The organism is Plantactinospora endophytica (assembly GCF_016862915.1).
Taxonomy (GTDB): Bacteria; Actinomycetota; Actinomycetes; order Mycobacteriales; family Micromonosporaceae; genus Plantactinospora; species Plantactinospora endophytica.
This window is the reverse complement of record NZ_BONW01000037.1, coordinates 27,539-49,486: the sequence shown is the minus strand read 5'-3', so window position 1 is coordinate 49,486 and position 21,948 is coordinate 27,539. Positions and strand designations below refer to the sequence as shown.

Here is a 21,948-nt window from a genome sequence, read left to right as displayed (position 1 = left end):
TGTGCCCGCCGCAGTCGTCCGGTGATAGTACCTGAGTACTGACACAGGGTGTCGGGACGACGAAGTGGGCTCAGTGGACAGTGTCCGGGCTGCCGGTCGGCCGGTCCGGTTCCGCCAACAGCCGGCTGAGCAGCCGTTCCCCGGCTGGCCACGGCCCGTGTCCGCTCGCGGTCTCGACGTGTCCGGCATCGCCCGCGTCGAACAGCTCCGCGCCCCAGTCCTCGGCGTACCCCTCGAACTGTGCGAACGTCGTGTAAGGATCGGTACGGCTGGCCACCATGATCGACCGAAACGGTAGCCGGCCCGACGGCACCGGGCCGTAGACGTTGTCGTCCGGCGGACGATCCGGGTCGGGCGCCCGGTTCGGGTCCAGGTACGGCGGCGTGACGAGCAGGGCCGCCCGGACCGGGCCGGTGTGCCGGGCCGCCCAGGCCGCGACGGTGAGGCAGCCGGCGCTGTGCGCCACGAGTACCGCTGGTTCCGGCGCGTCGGTTACGGCCTCGTGCAGCGCGGCGACCCGCTCGGGCAGCGTGAAGGGTGGACCGGGCGGATAGGGCGCCCACCGGTACTCGGGGTGCGCGTCGGCCCAGCGCCGCATCCAGTGCTCCGGCTTCGGCTGACCGCGTCCCGGTACGAGCAGGATCCGTGTCACCGCCCCAGACTAGGCCGCCGCGTCGATGTCGGGGCGCCGGGGCGTCGGGCGGTACCGGTCGGGCCGGTGCGGGAGCGGGGTCAGCGGCCGATCGCCGACAGCAGTTCCCGGGACGCCCGTTCGGCGACCCGACACGCCTCCGCGCAGATCCGGCAGTGCTCGTGCATCCGGGCGTGCCGCTCGCACTCGTCGGCGCAGGAGCGGCAGGCGGTGGCGCACGCCTCCAGCAGGCTGCGGGTGAGATTGGCGTCGTACCCGGTGTGCCGGGAGAGCACCCGGGCGGTGGTGGAGCAGACGTCGGCGCAGTCCAGGTCGGTCCGGATGCACTTGACGAGTTGGGCGACGTCCGCCTCGCTCAGGCAGGCGTCCGCGCAGGAGGTGCAGGCCTGGGCGCAGGCGAGCAGCGCGTCGATCGATCTGGCCAGCAGGTCCCGGTCGATGTTGATTTCTCCGGGGTACGTGGCCAGCATGGGCCGGGTGGCGGCGGTCATCTCCGCGTCTCCTCGCGTCGGTTGTCGGCTGCGCGTACGGCGGTTCGTCGCGCCGGGCGGTCGTGCTGCCTGGCGGCTCTCCATCTCGCGATACCCGGCGCCGCCCCGGTCAATCGGGCTCGCGGCGTCCGGCCGGACTCTCCCGGCCGTACCTGTTGACGCGGCTGCCCGCCGCTCCGCCCGTGGACCGACCGACCGCTCGACGCAACCGCCCCCGGGAGTACACGCGGACGGCGGCACCCTGGAGTTCGAGCCGCCCCGTTTGTGCGCCCGTCGACCCGCTGTCCACTCCGGGTCGGTGTCCGACCGAGGTGGGCGGTTGGACACGGTTCGGCGCCTACACTGGCTCGGGGATCGCGATGTCCGTACAGCGCTGGTCGAGCCGACCACGGAGGATCGGATATGGACACCGGAACGGGCGACGACGCAGACACCCTGGCCACCTCCGGCCCGGGGGACGCACCACTGTTCCTGATGAGCGCCTGCCTCGCCGGCACCCGCTGCGCGTACGACGGTGGCGCGGCGAAGGAGGAGGTCGCGCCCGGCGCCGACGCCCGGGTCCGGCTGGTCTGTCCGGAGGTGATGGGTGGGCTCGGCACGCCGCGCGACCGCGCCGAGATCGTCGGTGGGGACGGCTTCGACGTCCTGGACGGCCGTGCCCGGGTGCTGACCTACCGGGGCGAGGACGTGACCGAGGCGTACCTGGCCGGTGCTCGGCGGACCCTGCGGATCGCCCGCGACAGCGGGGCGGCCGGAGCGGTGCTCCAAGACTACAGCCCGTCCTGCGGCTGCCGGCAGATCAGCGACGGGACGTTCCGGCGCAACCGGGTCGGCGGTCAGGGCGTGACGGCGGCGCTGCTGCTCCGCAACGGTTTCCAGGTCGTGGCCCACCACGAGTACGACCCCTCGGCGCCCTTCCCGTCCACCCCGGCACCCCCGGACTGACCACCCCGGCACCCCCGGACTGACCACCCCTGGGCGTGCCCCCGGGCTGACCACCCCGGGCGTGTCCAGACCGACCACCCCGAGGCGTCGGGCGCCAGCAGCGCGGGCGCCCCTCGGAGAGTGCTCGGGTTCCAACCGGGGCGCAGCGGGAATGCCGGCCGTGGTCGTCGGCGACCGCAGCGGGCGGCCGTCGCTGCACTGGCCCCGCGCGGCCTGCGGAGGTGTGCTGGCGTGTTCGACGGGTTCGAGGAGTTCGACGTCCCGACGTCCGGTACCCGGATCCACGGGGTTCGCGGTGGCAGCGGGCCGCCGGTGCTGCTTCTGCACGGCATCCCGGAGACGCACCTGATGTGGCATCGGGTGGCGCCCGGGCTCGCCGAGCACTACACCGTGGTCGCCACCGACCTGCGCGGGTACGGCGACAGCGGCAAGCCGCCCAGCACACCCGACCACGAGCCGTACAGCATGCGGGCCACGGCCCGGGACCAGGTCGAGGTGATGCGGAGCCTGGGGTACGACCGGTTCCGGCTGGTCGGGCACGACCGGGGCGCGCGGTGTGCGTACCGGTTGGCGCTGGACGCGCCGGAGGCGGTGCAGCGGCTCGCGGTGCTGGACGTGGTGCCGACCGGCGACGCGTACCGGATGGCGGAGATGAAGTTCAGCCTGTCGTACTGGGTCTGGTCCTTCCTGGCCGCCCCGGAACCGGTGCCCGAACGGTTCGTCGGCGCGGCACCGGAGGTCCTGGTCGACTTCATGCTCGACACCTGGCCGGAGGTGAAGGACGCCATCCCCGACCAGGTACGCGCGGAGTACGTCAGGAAGTTCCGCGACCCCGGCACCGTGCACGCGATCTGTGAGGAGTACCGGGCGGCGGCGACGCTGGACTACGAGCGGGACGAGGCGGATCGCGGTAACCGGCGGATCGAATGTCCCACCCTGGTCCTCTGGAGCCTGCGCGGATCGGTCGCCGCGCTCTACGACGACCCGCTCGCCATCTGGCAGGAGTGGTGCCACGACGTCCGGGGTGAACCGGTGCCGGTGGGGCACTTCATCGCCGAGGAGGCTCCCGAGGAGACCCTCCGCCAACTCCTGGACTTCCTGGCGTAGTCGACACCGGCCCGATCGACCGGCCCGGCTCGTCGACCGGCCCGGGCGACCGCTCGACGTTCTGGATCGACCGCTCGACGCCCCGGCGCGGACCTGCGGATTCCTGCCTCTCCCGTTACTGAAGCGTTACGGTGTACGGTTTGACTGCTCCAATGTTAGCGGTAACACTCGGCTCGCGACGTGATCGCGACCGCACTCATTCGGGGCTGGCAGGAGCCATGCCCCCAGTAGGAGAGGTGGACATGCCGCCGGCCACGCATCCGCAGATCTGGTTCCTCACCGGCAGCCAGCACCTGTACGGTCCGGAGACCCTCGACCAGGTCGCCTCCCAGTCGCAGCAGATCCTGCGTACCCTCACCGACTCCGGTCAGATCGTCGCGGACATCGTCTGGAAGCCCGTACTCACCGAGGCGTCGGCGATCCGGGCGATCCTGCTGGAGGCGAACGCCGACCCCGGCTGCCTCGGTGTGATCGCCTGGATGCACACCTTCTCGCCGGCCAAGATGTGGATCAGTGGCCTGGACGCGCTGCGCAAGCCACTGCTGCACCTGCACACCCAGCTCAACGAGGCGCTGCCCTGGGAGTCCATCGACATGGACTTCATGAACCTCAACCAGGCCGCGCACGGCGACCGGGAGTTCGGCTTCATCCAGACCCGGCTCGGGCTGGCCCGCAAGACCGTCGCCGGACACGCCTCCGACCCGACCGTGGTGGCCCGGATCGACGAGTGGGCCCGCGCCGCGCTCGGGTACGCGCACCTGCGCACCCTCCGGCTGGCCCGGTTCGGCGACAACATGCGCGACGTCGCCGTCACCGAGGGCGACAAGGTCGAGGCGGAGCTGCGGTTCGGCGTATCGGTGAACACCTACGGGGTCAACGACCTGGTCGAGGTGGTGGACCGGGTCGCCGACCAGGAGATCGACCGCCTGGTCGGCGAGTACGCCGACACGTACCGGCTCGCGCCGGAACTCGGCAAGGACGGCGACCGGCACGACTCGCTGCGGTACGCGGCCCGGATCGAGGCCGGCCTGCGACAGTTCCTCACCGAGGGCGGGTTCGGGGCGTTCACCACCAACTTCCAGGATCTCGGCGGGCTGCGCCAGCTTCCCGGGCTGGCGGTGCAGCGGCTGATGGCCGACGGCTACGGCTTCGGCGGCGAGGGGGACTGGAAGACGTCGACGCTGCTCGCCGCCGTCAAGGCGATGGGCGCCGGGCTGCCCCGGGGCACCTCGTTCATGGAGGACTACACCTACCACTTCGGGCCGGGCGAGCCGAAGATCCTCGGTGCACACATGCTGGAGGTCTGCCCGAGCATCGCGGGCGGGCGCCCGTCCTGCGAGATCCACCCGCTCGGCATCGGCGACCGGGAGGATCCGGTCCGGCTGGTCTTCGACGCCACCTCCGGGCCGGCCGTGGTGATCGGCCTGGCCGACCTCGGCGACCGGTTCCGGCTGGTGGCCAACGAGATCGAGGTGGTACCGCCGGACGAGCCGATGCCGAGGCTGCCGGTGGCCCGCGCGGTGTGGAAGCCGGCGCCGTCGCTGAGCACCTCCGCCGAGTCGTGGCTCACCGCCGGAGGGCCGCACCACACTGTGCTCACCCAGGCGGTAGGGTCGGCGACCCTGCGTGACTTCGCCGACATGCTGCACACCGAACTCGTGCTGATCGACGAGCGGACCACCACCGTCGACTTCCGGGACCGACTGCGCTGGAACCAGGCATACCACCGACTCGCCCAGGGTCTGCCCGGCCGGGGCTGACCCGTACCGGCGGGGCCCGGACCGGGGCGGTCAGCCCGGCCGGATCCGCCGTCGCCACCTCGCCGGCCCGCCGGCCGGACCCGTCGACCCGGGCCGGCGGCGGACCGGAGACCCGGACGCCGTACCAGGAATTGGAGGACCACATGAAGTTCGCCCGGCTCTCGGTGGTGGCCAGTGCGGCCACCCTTGCCGTCGCGCTCACCGCGTGCGGATCGAGCACCAAGACAGTGGACCAGGAGGGCGGCTCCGGCGACAACGCCGGGGCGCTCGTCGGGGTCACCATGCCGACGAAGTCTTCCGAGCGGTGGATCCACGACGGCAACAACGTCAAGGCGGGCCTGGAGAAGCTCGGCTACGCCGTCGACCTCCAGTACGCCGAGAACGACATCCCGGCACAGGTGAACCAGATCGAGAACCAGATCACCAAGGGCGCCAAGGTGCTGATCATCGCCTCGATCGACGGCACCGCCATCACCACCCAGTTGCAGAACGCCGCGGACAACAAGATCCCGGTGATCGCGTACGACCGGCTCATCCGGAACAGCCCGAACGTCGACTACTACGCCACCTTCGACAACTTCAAGGTCGGTGTGCAGCAGGCGACCTCGCTGCTGGTCGGGTTGAAACTGAAGAACGAGGACGGTTCGGACGGCACCGCCAAGGGCCCGTTCAACGTCGAGCTCTTCGCCGGCTCGCCAGACGACAACAACGCCACGTTCTTCTTCAACGGCGCGATGTCGGTGCTCCAGCCGTACATCGACAAGGGCACCCTGGTGGTGAAGAGCGGGCAGAAGGACTTCAGGACCGTCGCCATCCTGCGCTGGGACGCCGGCACCGCGCAGCGTCGGATGGAGGACCTGCTGACCAAGACGTACAGCAGCGGGGTGAAGGTCGACGGCGTGCTGTCGCCGTACGACGGGCTCTCGATCGGCATCCTGTCGGCGCTGAAGAGCAACGGCTACGGCACCACCGGCCAGCCGTACCCGATCGTGACGGGGCAGGACGCCGAGGTCGCCTCGGTGAAGTCCATCATCGCGGGTGAGCAGTACTCGACCATCTACAAGGACACCCGGCAGCTCGCCGAGGTGGCGATCAAGATGGCCGACGCGGTGCTGAAGGGCAGCAAGCCCGAGGTCAACAACGAGAAGGACTACGAGAACGGCAACAAGGTCGTGCCGTCCTTCCTGCTCGACCCGGTGATCGTCAACAAGGCCAACTACAAGGCGCAGCTCATCGACACGGGATACTACAAGCCGGAGCAGATCCAGTAGTCGTACCGTCGCGGCGGTCGCCCGGGTCGATCCCGACGCGACCGCCGCGCCGCGCCGGCCCGGCCGGCGGCGTCCGGCCCACCCACCAACGCTGGAGGCGATCCGTTGGTATGACCGACGACATTCTGCGGATGCGGGACATCACCAAGACCTTTCCCGGGGTACGCGCGCTTCAGGAGGTCAGCCTCTCGGTGCGCCGGGGTGAGATCCACGCGATCTGCGGCGAGAACGGCGCCGGAAAGTCGACCCTGATGAAGGTGCTGTCCGGGGTCTACCCGCACGGCTCCTACTCCGGGGAGATCTCCTTCGACGGCGAGACCTGCGAGTTCTCCGACATCCGGGACAGTGAGCGGCGCGGGATCGTCATCATCCACCAGGAGTTGGCGCTCTGCCCGCAGCTCTCCATCGCCGAGAACATCTTCCTCGGCAACGAGCGGGCCGGCCGTGGGCGACTGATCGACTGGAACCGGACCAACCACGAGGCCGGCGAACTGCTCGCCCGGGTCGGGCTGCACGAGAACCCAGTGACCCAGGTCAGCGACATCGGCGTCGGCAAGCAGCAGCTCGTCGAGATCGCCAAGGCGCTGTCGAAGCGGGTCCGGCTGCTGATCCTCGACGAGCCCACCGCCGCGCTCAACGACCGGGACTCGGCACACCTGCTCGACCTGCTGCGCGGGTTGCGCGACGAGGGCATCACCTGCGTGATCATCTCGCACAAGCTGAACGAGATCGCCTCGATCGCCGACCGGATCACCATCCTGCGGGACGGCCGGACCATCGAGACGCTGGACCTCGGCACCGACGAGGTGACCGAGGACCGGATCATCTCCGGGATGGTCGGCCGGGACCTCGACCACCGGTTCCCGCCGCGCGAGCCGAAGATCGGTTCGGAGGTGCTGCGGATCGAGGACTGGACGGTGCACAGCCCCACCCAGCACGGCCGGGTGGTGGTGTCGAACGCCAACCTCACGCTGCGGCGCGGCGAGATCGTCGGGCTGGCCGGGCTGATGGGCGCCGGCCGTACCGAGCTGGCGATGAGCGTCTTCGGGCGCTCGTACGGGACGAACATCTCCGGGCGGCTGGTCAAGGACGGCCAGGAGATCACCGTACGGTCGGTGCGGGACGCGATCCGGCACGGCATCGCGTACGCGACCGAGGACCGCAAGCGGTACGGCCTGAACCTGATCGAGGACATCAAGCGGAACATCTCGGCCGCCGGTCTGACCCGGCTGGCCCGGCGCGGCTGGGTCGACGACCACCGGGAGTACCAGGTCGCCGACGAATACCGGGCCAGCATGAACATCAAGGCGCCGAGCGTGTTGAGCGTGACCGGCAAGCTCAGCGGCGGCAACCAGCAGAAGGTCGTGCTGTCGAAGTGGATCTTCACCAATCCCGAGGTGCTGATCCTGGACGAGCCGACCCGGGGCATCGACGTCGGCGCCAAGTACGAGATCTACTCGATCATCAACCGGCTCGCCGACGAGGGTAAGGCCGTCCTGGTCATCTCCTCGGAACTGCCGGAACTGCTCGGCCTCTGCGACCGCATCTACACCCTCTCCGCCGGGCGGGTCACCGCCGAGGTGCCCCGGGCCGAGGCGACCCAGGAACACCTGATGCGGTTCATGACCAAGGGCCAGACCGACCACGGTGACGCCCGGACCGGCACGGACGACCCGGGCGTCGCGGACGTACCCGGCCGACCGGGCGACCAGACGAATGGACAGGAGTAGACCTCGATGAGCGCCACCGCACCCACCAACGCCGACGTGGCGGTGAGCGGACCCGGTCTCGGTGAACCGCCCACCCCGGCCGGCGGCTCCGGCCGACGGTTGTCGGTGAACCTGCGGCAGAGCGGCATCTACGTCGCCTTCGCGCTGATCGTGCTGCTCTTCTCGGTGCTGACCGAGGGGGCGCTGCTCCAGCCGCAGAACATCTCCAACATCGTCGTGCAGAACTCGTACGTGCTGATCCTGGCGATCGGGATGATCCTGATCATCATCGCCGGGCACATCGACCTCTCCGCCGGCTCGGTGGTGGCGGTGACCGGCGCGATCGCCGCCGTGCTGATGGTCGAGCACGACGTACCCTGGCCACTCGCCCTGCTGATCACGCTCGTCGTCGGCGGGCTGATCGGGGCCTGGCAGGGCTTCTGGATCGCCTACTTCGGCATCCCGGCGTTCATCGTGACGCTGGCCGGCATGCTGCTGTTCCGGGCGCTCACCCTGACCGTCCTCGGCAACCAGGGCATCGGCCCGTTCCCGGACCCGGTGCGTACCCTCGCCACCGGCTTCACCGAGGGCTACCTGGGCAACATCGGGCTCGGCCCGCTGGGCGGGGCCGACCTGTTCAGTCTGCTGGTCGGGATCGCCGCCGTGGCCGGCATCGTACTCGTCCAGTGGCGCGGCCGGGCGGCCCGGCTCGGCTACCAGCAGAGCGTCGAACCGCTGCCGCTGTTCGTGCTCAAGCTCGCCCTGGCCGGCGTCGTGGTGATGACGGTGATCGTGCAGTTGGCCCGGTTCAAGAACCTGCCCTGGGTGCTGATCCTGCTCGCCGGGCTGATCCTGGCGTACTCGCTGCTGACCAACCGGGCCGTCTTCGGCCGGCAGATCTACGCGGTCGGCGGCAACCTCCAGGCCGCGACGCTGAGCGGCGTCAAGGTCAAGTCGGTGATCTTCTGGATCTTCGTCAACATGGGCGTGCTCTCCGCGCTCGCCGGGATCATCTTCGCCGGCCGGCTCAACCAGGCCGGACCGACCGCCGGCAACGCCTTCGAACTCGACGCCATCGCGGCGGCGTTCATCGGCGGGGCGGCCGTGCAGGGCGGTGTCGGCAAGGTGGTCGGGGCGATCACCGGCGGCCTGATCATGGGCGTGATCAACAACGGCATGTCGCTGATGGGCGCGCCGAGCGAGCGGGTGATGCTGGTCAAGGGCGCCGTGCTGCTCGCGGCGGTCGCCTTCGACGTCTGGACCAAGCGGCGCGCGGGCGCCTCCCGGTAGTACCGTCGCCGGCCCGGTCTCGGCCATCTCGTCACCGCACTGGGGCGACCGGATGGATTCGGGGCCGGGCCGGCTGCGTCCCACCTGCCCGGCGGTGGCTCCGGCACTGTCGCGCCGGACTGGCAACTGGAACGGCGCCGGCAGTGTCGCGGTCATTCTGAAGATGCCCGCCGCCCGGGTGACCGTTACCGGCGCTGTGCCGGTGGGCCACCGGCACCTTTGAGCGGACGGCCCGCCTGACCGGGATGAGCGGCCCCGACGGCCGCCCTCGACCGCGACATCCGGTGGCTGCCCCTTGGCGGCTGCCCCTCGGCGGCTGCCCCGGACGGCCGCCCTGGGCAGTAGTAGTCCGGTGCGCGGGCTGTCGAGCTGGGTGCACAGACGGGGCACGGAGGGCTGGGACGGCGCACGGTGCTCCATGCGGCTCGGGTCTGCCGCCGGCGGCGCTGGTCGGGGCCCGGACGGCCCGGGACCGTGGGCGCACAAGCGGGGCAGGTCGACAGTCCCCCAGGCGGTTACCCCGCCCCGACACCACCTCGCGCCCGGTCCGTTGTCAGGAGGTCGGCAACCCCCGGTGGTGACCGAGACCAACGGTTTACCCGGCCAACCTTCGACCACGGGGCACGAGGTCAGCGTGTGACGGCATCGCGGACGAAGTTCCGCCACGCTGCGGGTGCGAAGGTCAGGACCGGTCCCGGGCGGTCCTTGCTGTCCCTGACGAGTACCCGGTCGGGTAGGTTGTCGGCGACCTCGACGCAGTTGCCGCCGGACTGGTTGCTGCGGCGCGACGTGCGCCAGCGGGCGCTGTCGGTCGTCACAGGTCCTTCACCATCCTCAGAATCAGGTCTCGCGACTGGTCGCGCGGCAACGCTACCGCGTTGACGGCGTGCCAGATCCGGTCCAGCGCGGTCACTCGGCCGGGTTCGGTGTGCACCCGTCCCTCGAAGAAGTCCTCCAGATAGCCGACCATGCGGACCCTGCGCCTCAGTCCAGGTGGGAATGCCGAGGATTTCGTTATGATCGCGGCATGATCTTCTGATGCCGAACGAACAATGTCAGAAAAGGACGGCGAAGATCCACGGGAATGCAACAGTGAGCGGTTTTCATCTTGCGTAGCGGTTGGCTTCAACGTGGTGCAGAACGAGGATGGCCTGCACGATCGTGGTTGCCCGGCGTGGGCAGCAGCGCAGCTGGGCCAGGATTTCCAGGTCTTGAGAATGGCGATCGCGCGTTCGCCGCGGTCGCGGATCTTCGCGTGGGCGCGGTTGACGGCCTTCTGCCGGCGTGACAGGTTCGACCGGAACCGGCGCCGTTTGAAGGGGGCCTTGATCTAAGAGACGGAACCTAGTGCCCGGTCCCGGGGGTGTAGAGGTCGTCCTCGGTGACGACCGGGGCGATGTCGTCCTCCGGGCGGCCGAGCCGCGCGGCCGAGCCGAACATCGCGCCACGGGCCGGGTGGACCGGGGCGAAGGATGCGAAGCCGCGGCGCTGCGGGATGTCGTCGTAGACCGCCTCCATGCCGCCGCGCAGCAGGTAGGTCTCGTGCCAGAAGCCGGTGCCGCCGCTGTCGCGCAGGAAGTCGCGCCACCACAGGCGGTGCGGCTCGGAGCGGGCCCAGGCCAGTAGCGTGGGTAGGTCCCGCCAGTACTGGCGGATGCCGAGGTGCATGGGGAACAACGACCAGAGGAGCGGCTCGTGCGCGAGCAGCCCCTCCGGCCTGTCGTCCGACCGGCCGATCCGCGGGCCGCGGGCCATCAGGGTGCGCAGGCCGTAGAGCCGGTTGACGCGCATACCCAGATAGACCACCACCAGGTCGGGATAGGACGACAGGTCGACGGTCTCTCGATTGACGCGGCTCGGCATCGCTGGATCTCCTTCAGGTCAGGGATCCTCCGATGGTAAGGGCGCGCACCGACCATCTACTTGATGCGCACGGCCTTCTCGATCAGTGAGCCATCTTTAACCCGATAATGCAGGTCAGCAGCGTCGGGGAGGCCGGGAGCCCGGTGGGGTGAGGCTCCCGGTAAGACAAGCAATCGACCCAAAAAGATGCCCCTACCGGGAGCCTCGTTGCTGTCTTACCCCGCCACGATCCCGCTGTCCACCCGATCGCTGAACCACCTCGCCGATCTGATTCGGACCCATCGCCACCAGCGACGATCCCGCCGGCGGCGCCTCGACCCCGGCCGGTAAGCACTGCTCGCCCTGGCCCACTTGCGCAACGGCGACACCCTCACCCGCCTAGCCGATCGACCGCGTCGCCGACCAGAAGCCGTACTGCTCCGGCAAACACCGCTGGCACGGCATGAACGTCCAGGTCATCGCAGACCCGGCCGGCCGCCTCGTGTGGGCGTCGCAGGCTCTGCCCGGCTCGGCGCACGACCTGACCGCCGCCCGAACCCACGACATCATCGACGCGCTGACCAGCGCGAACGTGATGACCTTCGCCGACAAGGCGTACCAGGGCGCCGGCGGCACCATCCGCACCCCGTTCAAACGACACCGCTACCGGCCCAAGCTGTCACGCCGACAGGAGGCCGTGAACAGGTCCCACGCCCGTGTCCGCGCTCGCGGTGAACGCGCGGTCGCCATCCTCAAGACCTGGACGATCCTGGTCAAGTTGCGCTGTAGTCCTTGCCGGACGACCTCGATGGTGAAGGCCATCCTGGTTCTGCATCACATCGAGAACCCGGTCTACTGAGGATGGAAAAGGCTCAGTGATGTGGCGTCTCCGAGGACATCGGCTCGGCGAGCCGCCCGTTTTCCGACTACTGCGGCGTATACGGTATATCCGTACGAACGTCGGCGCGGCGGCGGCCGGCGCGGCGGCGATCAGGGTGGAACTCGCGCCGAGCCGCAGGACGCCCCGGCACGCCGTGACGCTGCGGAAGCCAGGAGGTAGGCCGATGGTCGATCCGGTAAACGTCCTGGCGAGCGGGCCGGGCCGACAGGTCCTCGCGCTCGGCCACCCCGGGTGAGATGGACTGGGCGGGATGGGCGCTGTTCGGTGTGGTGGCGACCGCCGCGCTCACGGCGGCGATGATCACCGCGCAGCTCGTCGGGCTCACCCGGGTCGACCTGCCGCTGATCCTCGGCACCCTGGTCACCGAGGACCCGGACCGGGCCCGGGTGGTCGGGTTCGTCATCCACCTGCTCGCCGGTCAGGGCTTCGCGCTCGGCTACGCCGCCGTGTTCGCCCTGCTGGACCGCGCGACCTGGTGGATCGGCGCACTGCTCGGCGTGGTGCACGTCGGTATCGCGCTGACGGTGCTGCTGCCGCTGCTGCCGGGCGTACATCCCCGGATGGCGTCGGCGCGGGCCGGGCCGGCCAGCACGGCCGTACTGGAGCCGCCGGGCCTGCTGGCCCTCAACTACGGCGTGCAGACTCCAGTGGTCACCGCCGCCATACACGTCCTCTACGGGGCCGTCCTCGGACTGCTCCTGCAGGCCCGGTGAGCCGGTCCGCCGCCGGTCGGGCCGACGGACAACCGGCCGGCTGGCGCGGGGAGCCGCGATGACCGACGTACCGGCCGACGGTCCCGGTGCGACGGCCGGTTCGGGGTCAGGCGGTTCCGGGGCGACGGCCGGTGGGCAGCCGGGCGGGTCCGGGGCCAGCCTGCCGCCGATCGCGGACTACGGGCTGCTCGGCGACACCCGTACCGCCGCCCTGGTCTCCAGTGCCGGCGCGATCGACTGGATGTGCGTACCCCGGTTCGACGGTGAGCCCCTGTTCGGCCGGCTCGTCGGCGGGCCGGAGGCGGGCACGTACCGGATCGGTCCGGCTCGACCGGCCCCGCTGGTCGAACGGCGGTACCGGCGGCACACCGCCACCCTGCGGACGACCTGGGCGATCGGCGGCCAACGGCTCACCCTCACCGAGGGAATGGTCGCCGAGGTCGCCGGCCGGCTGCTGCCGGCGACCCTGCTCGTCCGGCGCCTGTCGGCCGAGGGCGGCCCGGTCGCGGCCGTCGTCGAGTTCGACCCCCGGCTCGGGACCGGCCACCGACCGCCCCGGATCCGGCGCCGCCGACCGCTGCTCGTCTGCGAGTGGGGCGCGCTCGCGGTGTCGCTGCACTGCGCCCCGGGGCCGACCGTCGAACCGGGACGGCGGATACCGGTGAGCGTGCTGCCTGGCCGACCGGTCACCTTCGTGCTGGCCGTGGCCCACCGGGAACCACTGGTCGCGGTCGCGCCGGACGCCGCCTGGGCACTGCTGCGCGCCGACGAGGCCCACTGGCGGGCCTGGATCGCCGAGGTCGACCCCGACCTGCCGTTCCGGGACGCCGTGGCGCGGAGCCTGCTGACCCTGCGGCTGCTGACGCACTCGCCGTCGCACGCCCCGGTGGCGGCGCCGACCACCTCGCTGCCGGAGTGGCCCGGCGGGGTACGGAACTGGGACTACCGGTACGTCTGGCCCCGCGACGCCAGCATCGGCGTGGCGGCGTTCCTCGGGGTCGGCAAGCCCGACCAGGCCCGTGGCTTCCTCGCCTGGCTGTTGCGGGCGAGCCGGTTGCAGCGGCCCCGGCTGGCCGCACTGTTCACCCTCGACGGTCTGCGGGTGCCACCGGAGCGCCGGCTCGGCGGCTGGCCCGGCTACGCCGGCAGCACCCCGGTACGGACCGGCAACGGTGCCGCCCACCAGCACCAGCTCGACGGCTACGGCTGGGTCGTCGACGCCGCCTGGGTGTACGCGCAGGCCGGACACCGCCTCGACGGCGAGACCTGGCGGACGGTACGCGGCTTCGCCGACGTGGTGTCCCGGCGCTGGCGGGAACCGGATGCCGGCATCTGGGAGCTGCGTACGCCCAGCCAGCAGGTGCACTCCAAGCTGATGGGCTGGCTCGCCCTGGACCGGGCGCTGCGGATAGCCGAGACCCATCGGTTGCCGGCCCGGCAACGGCAACGGTGGCGGGACGCCTGGCAGGCGATCGCGGCCGACGTCCGGGTGCACGGCGTCGACCCCGAACGGCCGAGCTACGTCCGCAGCTACGGCTCGTCGGAACTCGACGCGGCCCTGCTGGTGCTGCCGCTGATCGGCATCGAGGAGACCGGCTCGCCCCTGGTCGACGGCACCATCGAGGCGATCCGCGGCGACCTCGGCGCGGGCGGCCCGCTGCTCTACCGCTACCCACCCGGACACGACGGTTTGCCGGGCACGGAGGCGGCCTTCCTGCCCTGCTCGTTCTGGCTCGCCCAGGCCCTCGCGCAGACCGGGCGGCGGGCCGAGGCGGTCGAACTGTTCGAGGCACTCCTCGACCGGGCGAGTCCGCTCGGCCTCTATGCGGAGCAGATGGACCCGGTGACCGGCGCCCATCTCGGCAACTACCCGCAGACCCTGACCCACGCGGCGCTCGTCCAGGCCGCGCTCGCGATCCGGTCGGCGCCGGCCGGATAGGCCGGCCCGCCGACCGGCCGGCAGCACGGTCAGCGGTGGTCTACCGTCCCCCCGGTCGGCCCGCGCTCGCCGCCGGTCGGCGGTCCCGGTCGAGCCGGCCGAGGACGAAGGCGAGGAAGGCGCGTACCTCCGCGCCGTCGACCGTGGCCCCGGCCGCCCGACCACGGGCGTAGCTGCGCAGCGCCGCGTCGATCAACGGGCCGAACTTCGGCGCGACGCCGGCCGCCCACTGCGCGGCCTGGCGCTTCGGGTACCACCGGCGGTGGGTGGCGTACCGCAGCGAGCGGCAGGCGTTGAGCACCGCGTTGTCGCCGAGGTCGAGGTCGGCGTGCAGGCGTGCCTCGACCGACTCGACGACCACCGGCAGGAGTGTCGCGAACGGCACCGGTCCGAGCAGTGTGCCCGGGGGCGGACCGAGCAGCGCGTGGCCCTGCTGGCTGCTGATCGACCGGTCGATCGGGTACCAGAACACGGCCTCGTCGTCGCCGGCTCCGAACTCGACCTTCGGTGGCAGTTCCCGTCCGGTGTTCAGGTTCAGGACGAAGCCGGCCCCGGTACCGGCCACGGCGAGCGTCGACCGTTCGTAGAGGACGAACTCCAGACCGGTGGCGGGGCAGGGCAGTACGTCGTGGGACAGCTCGGCCGCGACGGTCTCCAGTACCGCCAAATCCGCCTGCTCGACCACGGCGATCAGGTCGACGTCGCTGCGGCCCGGCGTGTAGCCGTCGAGCGCGAGCGAGCCGGTGGGATAGACGCCGAGCAGCGTGTCTCCGAGTACGGCGCGCAGCCGCGCCAACACTCCTGCGAGGTAGGCCGTCTCGGCCGGCGGAAGGGTCGAGGTCACCGCGACACCCTGCCATGCGCGGAAGAACCCAACGCCACCCGTTCCTGGTGGGCGTCGGAGATCACGAGTTGGCCACCGGGGCGGAGGACGCGGGCGAACTCAGTGAACACCGGCCCGAGGTCGGGAAGACGGGTCGGCGCCAGGGCACCGACGACGAGGTCGACGTGGTTGTGGGGAGTGGCGGCCGACCGGCCGGCCCCGGATGCGTCCTCAACGGGCGATGAGGATCGCTCCGGTGGAGGGCTTCTCCGTGTCGAGCACCATCCGGGCCTCGACCGTGAAGCCGGCGTCGTGCAACCAGGCCGCCACCCGCTCCGGCGGGCGGCGGTGGACGTACACCCGCATCGGATGGCCGCCGTAGCCCTCGGTCCGCAGCCGACTCTCGTCGCCGGCGAAGAAGCCGAGCAGCAGCGGGGCGCCGGGGCGCAACACCCGGCGGAACTGGGCGAGGACCGCCGGGATCGCCTCGTCGGGGACGTGGATCAGGGACCACCAGGCGAGCAGGCCGGCGAGCGCGGCGTCGGGCAGGTCGAGGTCGGTCATCGAGCGGACCTCGAAGCGCAGGGCGGGGTGGTCGCGCCGAGCGATGTCGATCATGCCGGGGGAGAGGTCGATGCCGAACACGTCCAGGCCAAGCCCGGTCAGGTACGCGGTGATCCGGCCGGTGCCGCAGCCGACATCCGCCACCGGACCGTCCCCGGTACGCCGGACCAGGTCGGCGAAGAGGGTCAGGATCGCCCGGTCGTACGGCGCGTCGTCGAGCGCGTGCCGGAACATGTCGGCATAGCGCTCCGCGACGGTGTCGTACGAGGTCCGGGTGTCCGCCAGCCAACCCTGCACAGTCATGGTCGACGACCCTAGCCGGTTCAGGGTCCGTCCCACACCGCACTCCCGGTGTTGGGGCGGGACAGACCCTGAGCCGGCAACCTCGGCAATTTCGGCAACCTCAGGCACCCGGGCAACCGCCCGGTTACCGCCGGCGGCTAGCCGAGTACGTCCGGCCCGCCGGCCAGCACGTTGTCCGGGTCGTAGCGGCGCTTGGCGGCCAGCAGGGTCCGCCAGTACGGGCCGTAGTGCCGCTGCCAGTCGTCGGCGGTCAGCCGCAGCGCGCTGATCGGATAGTGGAATCCGCCGAGGGCACGGTTCTTGTCGTACAACTCACGGTTGTAGTCCAGGATCTGTTCGAGCACGTTCGGGTCGTACGGCGAGAACCGCATGATGTCGAAGATGAAGGCGCGCTCCTCGCGCGGCGTGCGGAACAGCGGGCGGGTGAAGTTCGCCGTCTTCGCCGGGACCAGCAGGATCATGTAGCGGTCGTCCGGTGCGAACGACTCGATCGTCGCGAGCGCGTCGCCGACGAACGAGGTGATCGCCGAGCCCGGCACGATCAGGTCGATCCACGGGTGCGGTTGCTTGGGGAGGTTGAGCGCCACCCGGCTGGACCACTCCCAGAAGGTCCGGTCGGTGATCCGGGTGGCCGCCGGCAGATGCCGGAGACCGGCGAGCAGCGCGGCGTCGTCGGGCGGGCCGGCGGGGGTGTGGAAGGCGACCGCCTCGAGCTGGTACCCCCAGGTGCCGTCGGGCTGCGGACGCGCCCATGCCTCGATCTGGTCGAACCGCTCGTCGGTCATCAGGCGGTCGACGTCGCCCATCATGGTGGCCAGGTCGGGGAAGAACAGGTTGTAGTGCCGCACGGCGCCGGGGGCCGGCACGAGCCGCAGTACCGCCTGCGTGATCATCGCCACCTGGCCCTGTCCGGCGAGTACCGCCTCGAACAGGTCGCGGTTCTGCCGGGGGGAGCACTGCACCTGCTGACCCGTACCGGTGATCACGGTCAGTTGGAGCACGTGGTCGACCTGCGCGCCGTTCCGGTAGGTCATGGCGCCGACGCCGCCGACCGAGAGCGTGCCGCCGACCGTCTGCCCGATGTAGTCCGTCAGCACGGGCGGCATCAGTCCCTGCTCCAGGGTCGCCTTGAGCAGGTCGTGCCAGCGGATTCCCGCGTCCACGGTGACGCGGTCCGGTGCGATGGAGTGGATCGTCGCCAGCGTACTCATGTCGATCAGTACGCCTGCCGGCGTCTGCGCCTGGCCGTAGGTAGTGTGGCTCTTGCCGCGTCCGACGACGCGGATGCGGTTCTGGCGGGCGAACCGGATGACGCGGCAGATGTCGCGCGCGGATCCGGGCTTCAGCACGGCCAGCGGCTGCTCGAAGACGATCTGGCCGAAGTCCTGCCCGTACTCCGTGCGGGTCGCCTCGTCCAGGTGCAGTGTGCCGTCGAGCGGCGGAAGCAGGGCGAAGTCGGGCAGGGTGGCCGCCTGTGCCGCCGTGACCCAGCCACCGGCGGCAGCGGAGAAGCCGACGACGAGCCCGCCGCCGACCAGCGCCTTGAGTGCGCCACGGCGGGAAAGTGCGCCTGGTGTCGAACGCGTACTCATGCCGTTCAATCCTTCCTGGAAAAGGTGGGCACCACGGGGTCGGGGAATGCGCGCCGGCCGGCGGGTGGCAACCGCATCTGCGATCCTTTCTCCGCACCGTCATCTGGAAGGCGCAGTGCCGGGAAAGGTGCTCCCGTCGGGGTGTGGCGGACGTGACGAGGGTGCCGAGGTATGTGGACGGACCGTTGTGTACGGAACCAAATACCGACGTTCGTGTGCGGTGCCCGGTCTGTCCGCCGACTCGCGCGGGCATCGGGGCGAGGTCACGCTAACAGTGCGGAAAACGAGCGTCATCGTCCTTAAGGCACGCCGAAAGAAGCGTTGCGGTAATCGACCCGATCGGCCACGGTCGTGCGCAATGGCGCACCCGCTAAACCGGATGCCACCGCAATGCCACCGCCTGCTACACCCTGCTTTGTGGTCGGTACGCGGAGTCGTGCCGGAAAGGACTCGTGCGTGTCGTCCGGCTCAGCGGCCCGGCAGGGTCTCGCGGAGGAAGTCGAGGATCAACGCGGTGACCTCGGCGGGGCGTTCCAGGCTGGGGAGGTGGCCGGCCCAGGGCAGTTCCAGGTGTCGGGCGTCGGGCAGCAGATCCGGCAGCCGGGCGGCGATCTGTCGGAAGTCCGGCAGGTCGTGCCGGCCGGAGACGGCGAGGCAGGGTGCGGTGATCTCACCGAGGTCGGGCTCGCCGAGATCGAGGCGCGGTACGTCCTCGGTGGCCGCCAGTTGGACGTCGAAGGCGTGCCGCTGCATCTCGCGTACCCGATCCCGGGTCGCGCCGTCGGCCTCGGGCCCCAGCCAGGTCTGCAGGTTGAGGTCGACGGCCCCCGCCACGTCACCGGCCTCCAGCAGTTCGTCCTCGCGCTGGCCGAAGGCCCGTAGCTCCGGCCCGGGCAGGTGGCCCGGCATGCCGGCGCAGAGCAGCGTCAGCGCGCTCACCCGGTCCGGCCACCGGGCAGCCACCTCCAGCCCCACCCGACCGCCGAACGAGGCGGCGACCAGCGCCACCCGGTCGATCCGCAGCTCGTCCAGCAGGTCGCGTACGTCCTGCGCCTCGGACCAGGGGCGGTCCGGCACCGGGGTCTGGCCGAAGCCCCGGAAGTCGCACCGGATCACCTGATAGCCGGCGTCGCGTAGGGCGGGCCACTGGGGGTCCCACATCCGGCGGTCGCAGACCGAGGAGTGCAGTAGCAGGACGGCGGGGCCGTCACCGTCGACATCGTGTGCAAGCGTCATCGCGGGCAACCCTAGGCCGGTCCCGCCGGGCGCACCAGCGGTTATCGGCCGTGGGCCCGCGAGGCGGTCGTCAGCCGTGTCCGGGCGGCGGGGCGGGCGAAAATCGCCATCCCGCCGCTGTGGTCCGGGCCGGGTGGATAGGCTGACCGAGGCCGGCAGATTCGACAATTAGTGCAATTTTCGCCGAGGTAGCTGTGTCGTCGCATCGCGGCGCCGGGTCGACGCGACCGCGCCGCCGATCGACGCGGCGTACTGCCGGCGGGTGAACACGGGGAAGGGGAGAGTCGGGTGCCCTATCTGACTGTCGGCGTGGAGAACTCCGCGCCAATTGACCTGCACTACGAGGACCATGGCGCCGGACAGCCCGTGGTGCTCATCCACGGCTTCCCGCTCAGTGCCTCGGCCTGGGAGAAACAGATCAATCCACTGCTCAACGCCGGCTATCGGACAATTTCCTACGACCGGCGCGGATTCGGCACGTCGAGTCAACCGGCGATCGGCTACGACTACGACACCTTCGCCGCCGATCTCAGCATCCTGATGAACGAGTTGGACCTCACCGACGCCATCCTGGTCGGCCACTCGATGGGGACCGGCGAGGTGACCAGGTACATCTCCAACTACGGCTCCGCGCGGGTGAACCGGGCGGTCTTCATCTCGCCCATCCCGCCGTTCCTGCTCAAGACGGAGGACAACCCGGAGGGCGTCGACCAGAGCCTCTTCGACGGCTTCATGCAGAGCGTGATCGCGGACCGGGCCAAATACCAGACGTCGTTCCTGCACGACTTCTACAACCTCGACGAGAACCTCGGCAAGCGGGTCAGCGACGAGGTGGTCCGGATGAACTGGAGCGTCGCGGTGAACGCGTCGCCGATCGGCACCCTGGCCAGCATCCCCGCCTGGCTCACCGACTTCCGACCGGACCTGCCCCGGATCGACGTACCGGCACTGATTATCCAGGGCGACCAGGACCGGGTGCTGCCGTACCCGGTGACGGGGCAGCGGATGCACGCGGCGATGCCCAACAGTCAACTGGTCACCCTGAAGGGTGCACCGCACGGCATCCCGTGGACCCACGCCGACGAGGTCAACCAGGCGCTGCTCGACTTCATCCGGACCCCGGTCGAGGCGCTGATCTGACCGGCCCCCGGTCGAGGCGCTGATCTGACCGGCCCCCGGTCGGGACGTTTGGTCTGACCGGGGGTTCGGTGCGTCCAGCCGGCAGCCAGCCGGGTGTCACGACTCCGGTGCGATCACCCGTTCGTCGCTCGCGTCCCGCACCAGGATCGCCTCGACCGGGCAGGACTCGGCCGCGTCGACGACCGGGTCGGCCGGGGCGACGGTGTCGGCCAGCGGGATGGACAACCCGTCGACGAGTCGGAAGTGCTCCGGCGCGGTACCGGCGCAGATGCCCGAGCCGATGCAGCGGTGCGGGTCGACGCTGACCCGCCAGGCGGCGCTCACCAGGCCACCGGCAGCGCGAGCGGGCCGCGTACCAGCAGTCCGCTCTTCCAGGGCACCTCCGGCTCCGGTACCGCCAGCCGCAGCCCGGGCAGCCGGTTGACCAGGGTGCCGATCGCCACCTGCAACTCCATCCGGGCGAGCTGCGCGCCGAGGCAGTGGTGCACCCCGTGACCGAAGCCGACGTGCGGATTGGCCTCCCGACCCAGGTCGAGCCGGTCCGGGTCGGCGAAGACCGTGCCATCCCGGTTGGCCGAACCGACCGCCGGCAGTACCGGCTCACCGGCCCGGACCAGTACGCCGCCCAGCTCGATGTCCTCGGTCGCGTACCGGGGGAAGGCCGAGGCGGCCCCGAGCGGTACGAAGCGCAACAGTTCCTCGACGGCGCTCGGCACGAGTGCGGGATCGGCCCGCAGCCGGGCCAACTCCGCCGGGTTGTCCAGCAGCACGTAGACGAAGTTCGGGATCTGGGTCACGGTCGTCTCGTGCCCGGCCGCGAGCAGGCCGGCGGCGAGTTGGACGAGTTCCTGCTCGGTGAGCCGGTCCTCGTTCTCGTCCCGGGCCCGCACCATCGCACCGAGCAGGTCGTCGATCGGCTCGACGCGGCGGATCGCCACCAGCTCGCCGATGTAGCCCCAGAGGCTCTGCATGTACTCCTGGATCTGCTCCGGGCTCAGCGAGGTGGTCGAGACGATCGCCTCCGACCAGGTGTGGAAGTTGTCCCGGTCGGCGAACGGTACGCCGAGCAGCTCGCAGATGACCTGGATCGGCAGCGGGGTGGCGAACCGCTCGACCAGGTCGGCCGGGGGACCGGCTTCGATCATCTCGTCGACCAGCCCGTCGGCGATCTCCTGGGCCCGGCTGCGGAGCTGCTCGACCCGGCGGGCGGTGAACGCCTTCGCCACCAGTCGGCGCAGCCGGGTGTGGTCGGGCGGGTCCATCGCGAGCATGCCCAGGTCCGGCTGTCGGGGCATGGTCCGGGGCTGGTCACGTCCGACTCCGGCGGCTCGGCTGAACCGCGCGTCGCCGAGTACGACCCGGACGTCGGCGTAGCGGGTGGCGAGCCAGGCTTCCTCGCCGAACGGCAGCCGTACCCGGATCAGTGGTTCGTCCCGGCGCAGCCGTGCGTAGTGCGGGTCCAGGTTGAGCCGGTCGGGGGCGGCGAACGGGTACGGGCGGGCGGTCACCTGCCGGCTGTCCGTCATGTCGGATCCCTCCGTCGAGCGGGGCGTGGACATCGGCGCGACGGTTGGTGACGATCGGCTTGACCCGTGGTGACCGGTGCGATCGGACCATCGGCGCCGGGTAGGGCACTGATGGCGGATAGTAGCGAACTACACTGATCAATT

General features: G+C 70.7%; 20 protein-coding genes and 3 pseudogenes. 10 read left to right on the top strand and 13 right to left on the bottom strand.

Going from position 1 to position 21,948, the window contains the following annotated elements; all coding sequences use genetic code 11:
* Nucleotides 1–70: 70 nt before the first annotated feature.
* On the bottom strand, nt 71–652 hold the full coding sequence (locus tag Pen02_RS31300; protein ID WP_203869754.1) for an RBBP9/YdeN family alpha/beta hydrolase: 582 nt from the start codon (nt 650–652) through the stop codon (nt 71–73).
* A gap of 80 nt (nt 653–732) precedes the next feature.
* A complete protein-coding gene (locus tag Pen02_RS31295) occupies nt 733–1,143 on the bottom strand; it encodes a four-helix bundle copper-binding protein (protein WP_203869753.1) in 411 nt (136 codons plus the stop codon).
* Between the two features lie 402 nt (nt 1,144–1,545).
* Between Pen02_RS31295 and Pen02_RS31290 the strand changes: the two genes are divergently transcribed.
* The 6 genes from Pen02_RS31290 to mmsB all read left to right on the top strand — a co-directional run bounded on the left by Pen02_RS31290 (nt 1,546) and on the right by mmsB (nt 9,225).
* Entirely contained in the window at nt 1,546–2,088 is a 543-nt protein-coding gene (locus tag Pen02_RS31290) for a 2-thiouracil desulfurase family protein (RefSeq protein WP_203869752.1), read from the top strand.
* A 231-nt stretch (nt 2,089–2,319) separates the two neighbouring features.
* Entirely contained in the window at nt 2,320–3,195 is an 876-nt protein-coding gene (locus Pen02_RS31285) for an alpha/beta fold hydrolase (protein ID WP_203869751.1), read from the top strand.
* A gap of 218 nt (nt 3,196–3,413) precedes the next feature.
* On the top strand, nt 3,414–4,955 hold the full coding sequence (araA, locus tag Pen02_RS31280) for an L-arabinose isomerase (RefSeq protein ID WP_239141599.1): 1,542 nt from the start codon (nt 3,414–3,416) through the stop codon (nt 4,953–4,955).
* 143 nt (nt 4,956–5,098) lie between these two features.
* Complete coding sequence (gene chvE / locus Pen02_RS31275; protein WP_203869750.1) at nt 5,099–6,226, top strand: multiple monosaccharide ABC transporter substrate-binding protein; 1,128 nt, start codon at nt 5,099–5,101, stop codon at nt 6,224–6,226.
* A gap of 110 nt (nt 6,227–6,336) precedes the next feature.
* Nucleotides 6,337–7,956, top strand: coding sequence for a multiple monosaccharide ABC transporter ATP-binding protein (gene mmsA / locus Pen02_RS31270; RefSeq protein WP_203869749.1), 1,620 nt, complete (start codon nt 6,337–6,339; stop codon nt 7,954–7,956).
* A 6-nt stretch (nt 7,957–7,962) separates the two neighbouring features.
* Nucleotides 7,963–9,225 (top strand): multiple monosaccharide ABC transporter permease, encoded by a 1,263-nt coding sequence (mmsB, locus tag Pen02_RS31265; protein WP_203869748.1) that lies wholly within the window; start codon nt 7,963–7,965, stop codon nt 9,223–9,225.
* Between the two features lie 629 nt (nt 9,226–9,854).
* Here mmsB and Pen02_RS31260 read toward each other — a convergent pair.
* The 4 genes and pseudogenes from Pen02_RS31260 to Pen02_RS31245 form a co-directional block, all read right to left on the bottom strand.
* Nucleotides 9,855–10,043 (bottom strand): DUF397 domain-containing protein, encoded by a 189-nt coding sequence (locus Pen02_RS31260; protein ID WP_203869747.1) that lies wholly within the window; start codon nt 10,041–10,043, stop codon nt 9,855–9,857.
* Nucleotides 10,040–10,195: a Scr1 family TA system antitoxin-like transcriptional regulator gene (locus tag Pen02_RS31255; protein ID WP_203869746.1), complete on the bottom strand. Its 156-nt coding sequence runs from the start codon at nt 10,193–10,195 to the stop codon at nt 10,040–10,042. The genes Pen02_RS31260 and Pen02_RS31255 overlap by 4 nt, the downstream gene beginning before the upstream one ends.
* Before the next feature lie 133 nt (nt 10,196–10,328).
* A pseudogene (locus tag Pen02_RS31250) lies at nt 10,329–10,555 on the bottom strand (transposase family protein); the annotation flags it as partial.
* A 14-nt stretch (nt 10,556–10,569) separates the two neighbouring features.
* Nucleotides 10,570–11,088 carry a monooxygenase family protein gene (locus Pen02_RS31245; RefSeq protein ID WP_203869745.1) on the bottom strand — a complete coding sequence of 173 codons (519 nt, stop codon included), beginning with the start codon at nt 11,086–11,088 and terminating at the stop codon, nt 10,570–10,572.
* A gap of 207 nt (nt 11,089–11,295) precedes the next feature.
* Between Pen02_RS31245 and Pen02_RS31240 the strand changes: the two are divergent.
* The 3 genes and pseudogenes from Pen02_RS31240 to Pen02_RS31230 all read left to right on the top strand — a co-directional run bounded on the left by Pen02_RS31240 (nt 11,296) and on the right by Pen02_RS31230 (nt 14,620).
* Nucleotides 11,296–11,926: pseudogene (locus Pen02_RS31240) on the top strand (transposase family protein).
* 278 nt (nt 11,927–12,204) lie between these two features.
* Nucleotides 12,205–12,681 carry a hypothetical protein gene (locus tag Pen02_RS31235; RefSeq protein ID WP_203869744.1) on the top strand — a complete coding sequence of 159 codons (477 nt, stop codon included), beginning with the start codon at nt 12,205–12,207 and terminating at the stop codon, nt 12,679–12,681.
* A 58-nt stretch (nt 12,682–12,739) separates the two neighbouring features.
* Nucleotides 12,740–14,620, top strand: a complete 1,881-nt coding sequence (locus Pen02_RS31230) for a glycoside hydrolase family 15 protein (protein ID WP_203869743.1) — start codon at nt 12,740–12,742, stop codon at nt 14,618–14,620.
* Between the two features lie 40 nt (nt 14,621–14,660).
* Here Pen02_RS31230 and Pen02_RS31225 read toward each other — a convergent pair whose 3' ends face one another.
* The 5 genes and pseudogenes from Pen02_RS31225 to Pen02_RS31205 all read right to left on the bottom strand — a co-directional run bounded on the left by Pen02_RS31225 (nt 14,661) and on the right by Pen02_RS31205 (nt 19,138).
* Nucleotides 14,661–15,464, bottom strand: coding sequence for an aminoglycoside adenylyltransferase domain-containing protein (locus tag Pen02_RS31225; RefSeq protein ID WP_203869742.1), 804 nt, complete (start codon nt 15,462–15,464; stop codon nt 14,661–14,663).
* Nucleotides 15,461–15,640: pseudogene (locus Pen02_RS31220) on the bottom strand (methyltransferase domain-containing protein); the annotation flags it as partial. The gene Pen02_RS31225 and the pseudogene Pen02_RS31220, both read right to left, overlap by 4 nt.
* Before the next feature lie 34 nt (nt 15,641–15,674).
* Entirely contained in the window at nt 15,675–16,310 is a 636-nt protein-coding gene (locus tag Pen02_RS31215) for a class I SAM-dependent DNA methyltransferase (RefSeq protein ID WP_203869741.1), read from the bottom strand.
* Between the two features lie 137 nt (nt 16,311–16,447).
* Nucleotides 16,448–17,902 (bottom strand): FAD-binding protein, encoded by a 1,455-nt coding sequence (locus tag Pen02_RS31210; RefSeq protein WP_203869740.1) that lies wholly within the window; start codon nt 17,900–17,902, stop codon nt 16,448–16,450.
* A gap of 468 nt (nt 17,903–18,370) precedes the next feature.
* A complete protein-coding gene (locus Pen02_RS31205) occupies nt 18,371–19,138 on the bottom strand; it encodes an alpha/beta fold hydrolase (protein ID WP_203869739.1) in 768 nt (255 codons plus the stop codon).
* A gap of 288 nt (nt 19,139–19,426) precedes the next feature.
* On the opposite strand from Pen02_RS31205, the gene Pen02_RS31200 reads away from it, so the two are divergent.
* On the top strand, nt 19,427–20,278 hold the full coding sequence (locus Pen02_RS31200; protein ID WP_203869738.1) for an alpha/beta fold hydrolase: 852 nt from the start codon (nt 19,427–19,429) through the stop codon (nt 20,276–20,278).
* Nucleotides 20,279–20,374: 96 nt separating this feature from the next.
* Here Pen02_RS31200 and Pen02_RS31195 read toward each other — a convergent pair whose 3' ends face one another.
* Together Pen02_RS31195 and Pen02_RS31190 are read right to left on the bottom strand one after the other, a co-directional pair.
* Nucleotides 20,375–20,602 carry a ferredoxin gene (locus Pen02_RS31195; protein WP_203869737.1) on the bottom strand — a complete coding sequence of 76 codons (228 nt, stop codon included), beginning with the start codon at nt 20,600–20,602 and terminating at the stop codon, nt 20,375–20,377.
* A complete protein-coding gene (locus tag Pen02_RS31190; RefSeq protein WP_203869736.1) occupies nt 20,599–21,804 on the bottom strand; it encodes a cytochrome P450 in 1,206 nt (401 codons plus the stop codon). The genes Pen02_RS31195 and Pen02_RS31190 overlap by 4 nt, the downstream gene beginning before the upstream one ends.
* Nucleotides 21,805–21,948: the final 144 nt, after the last annotated feature.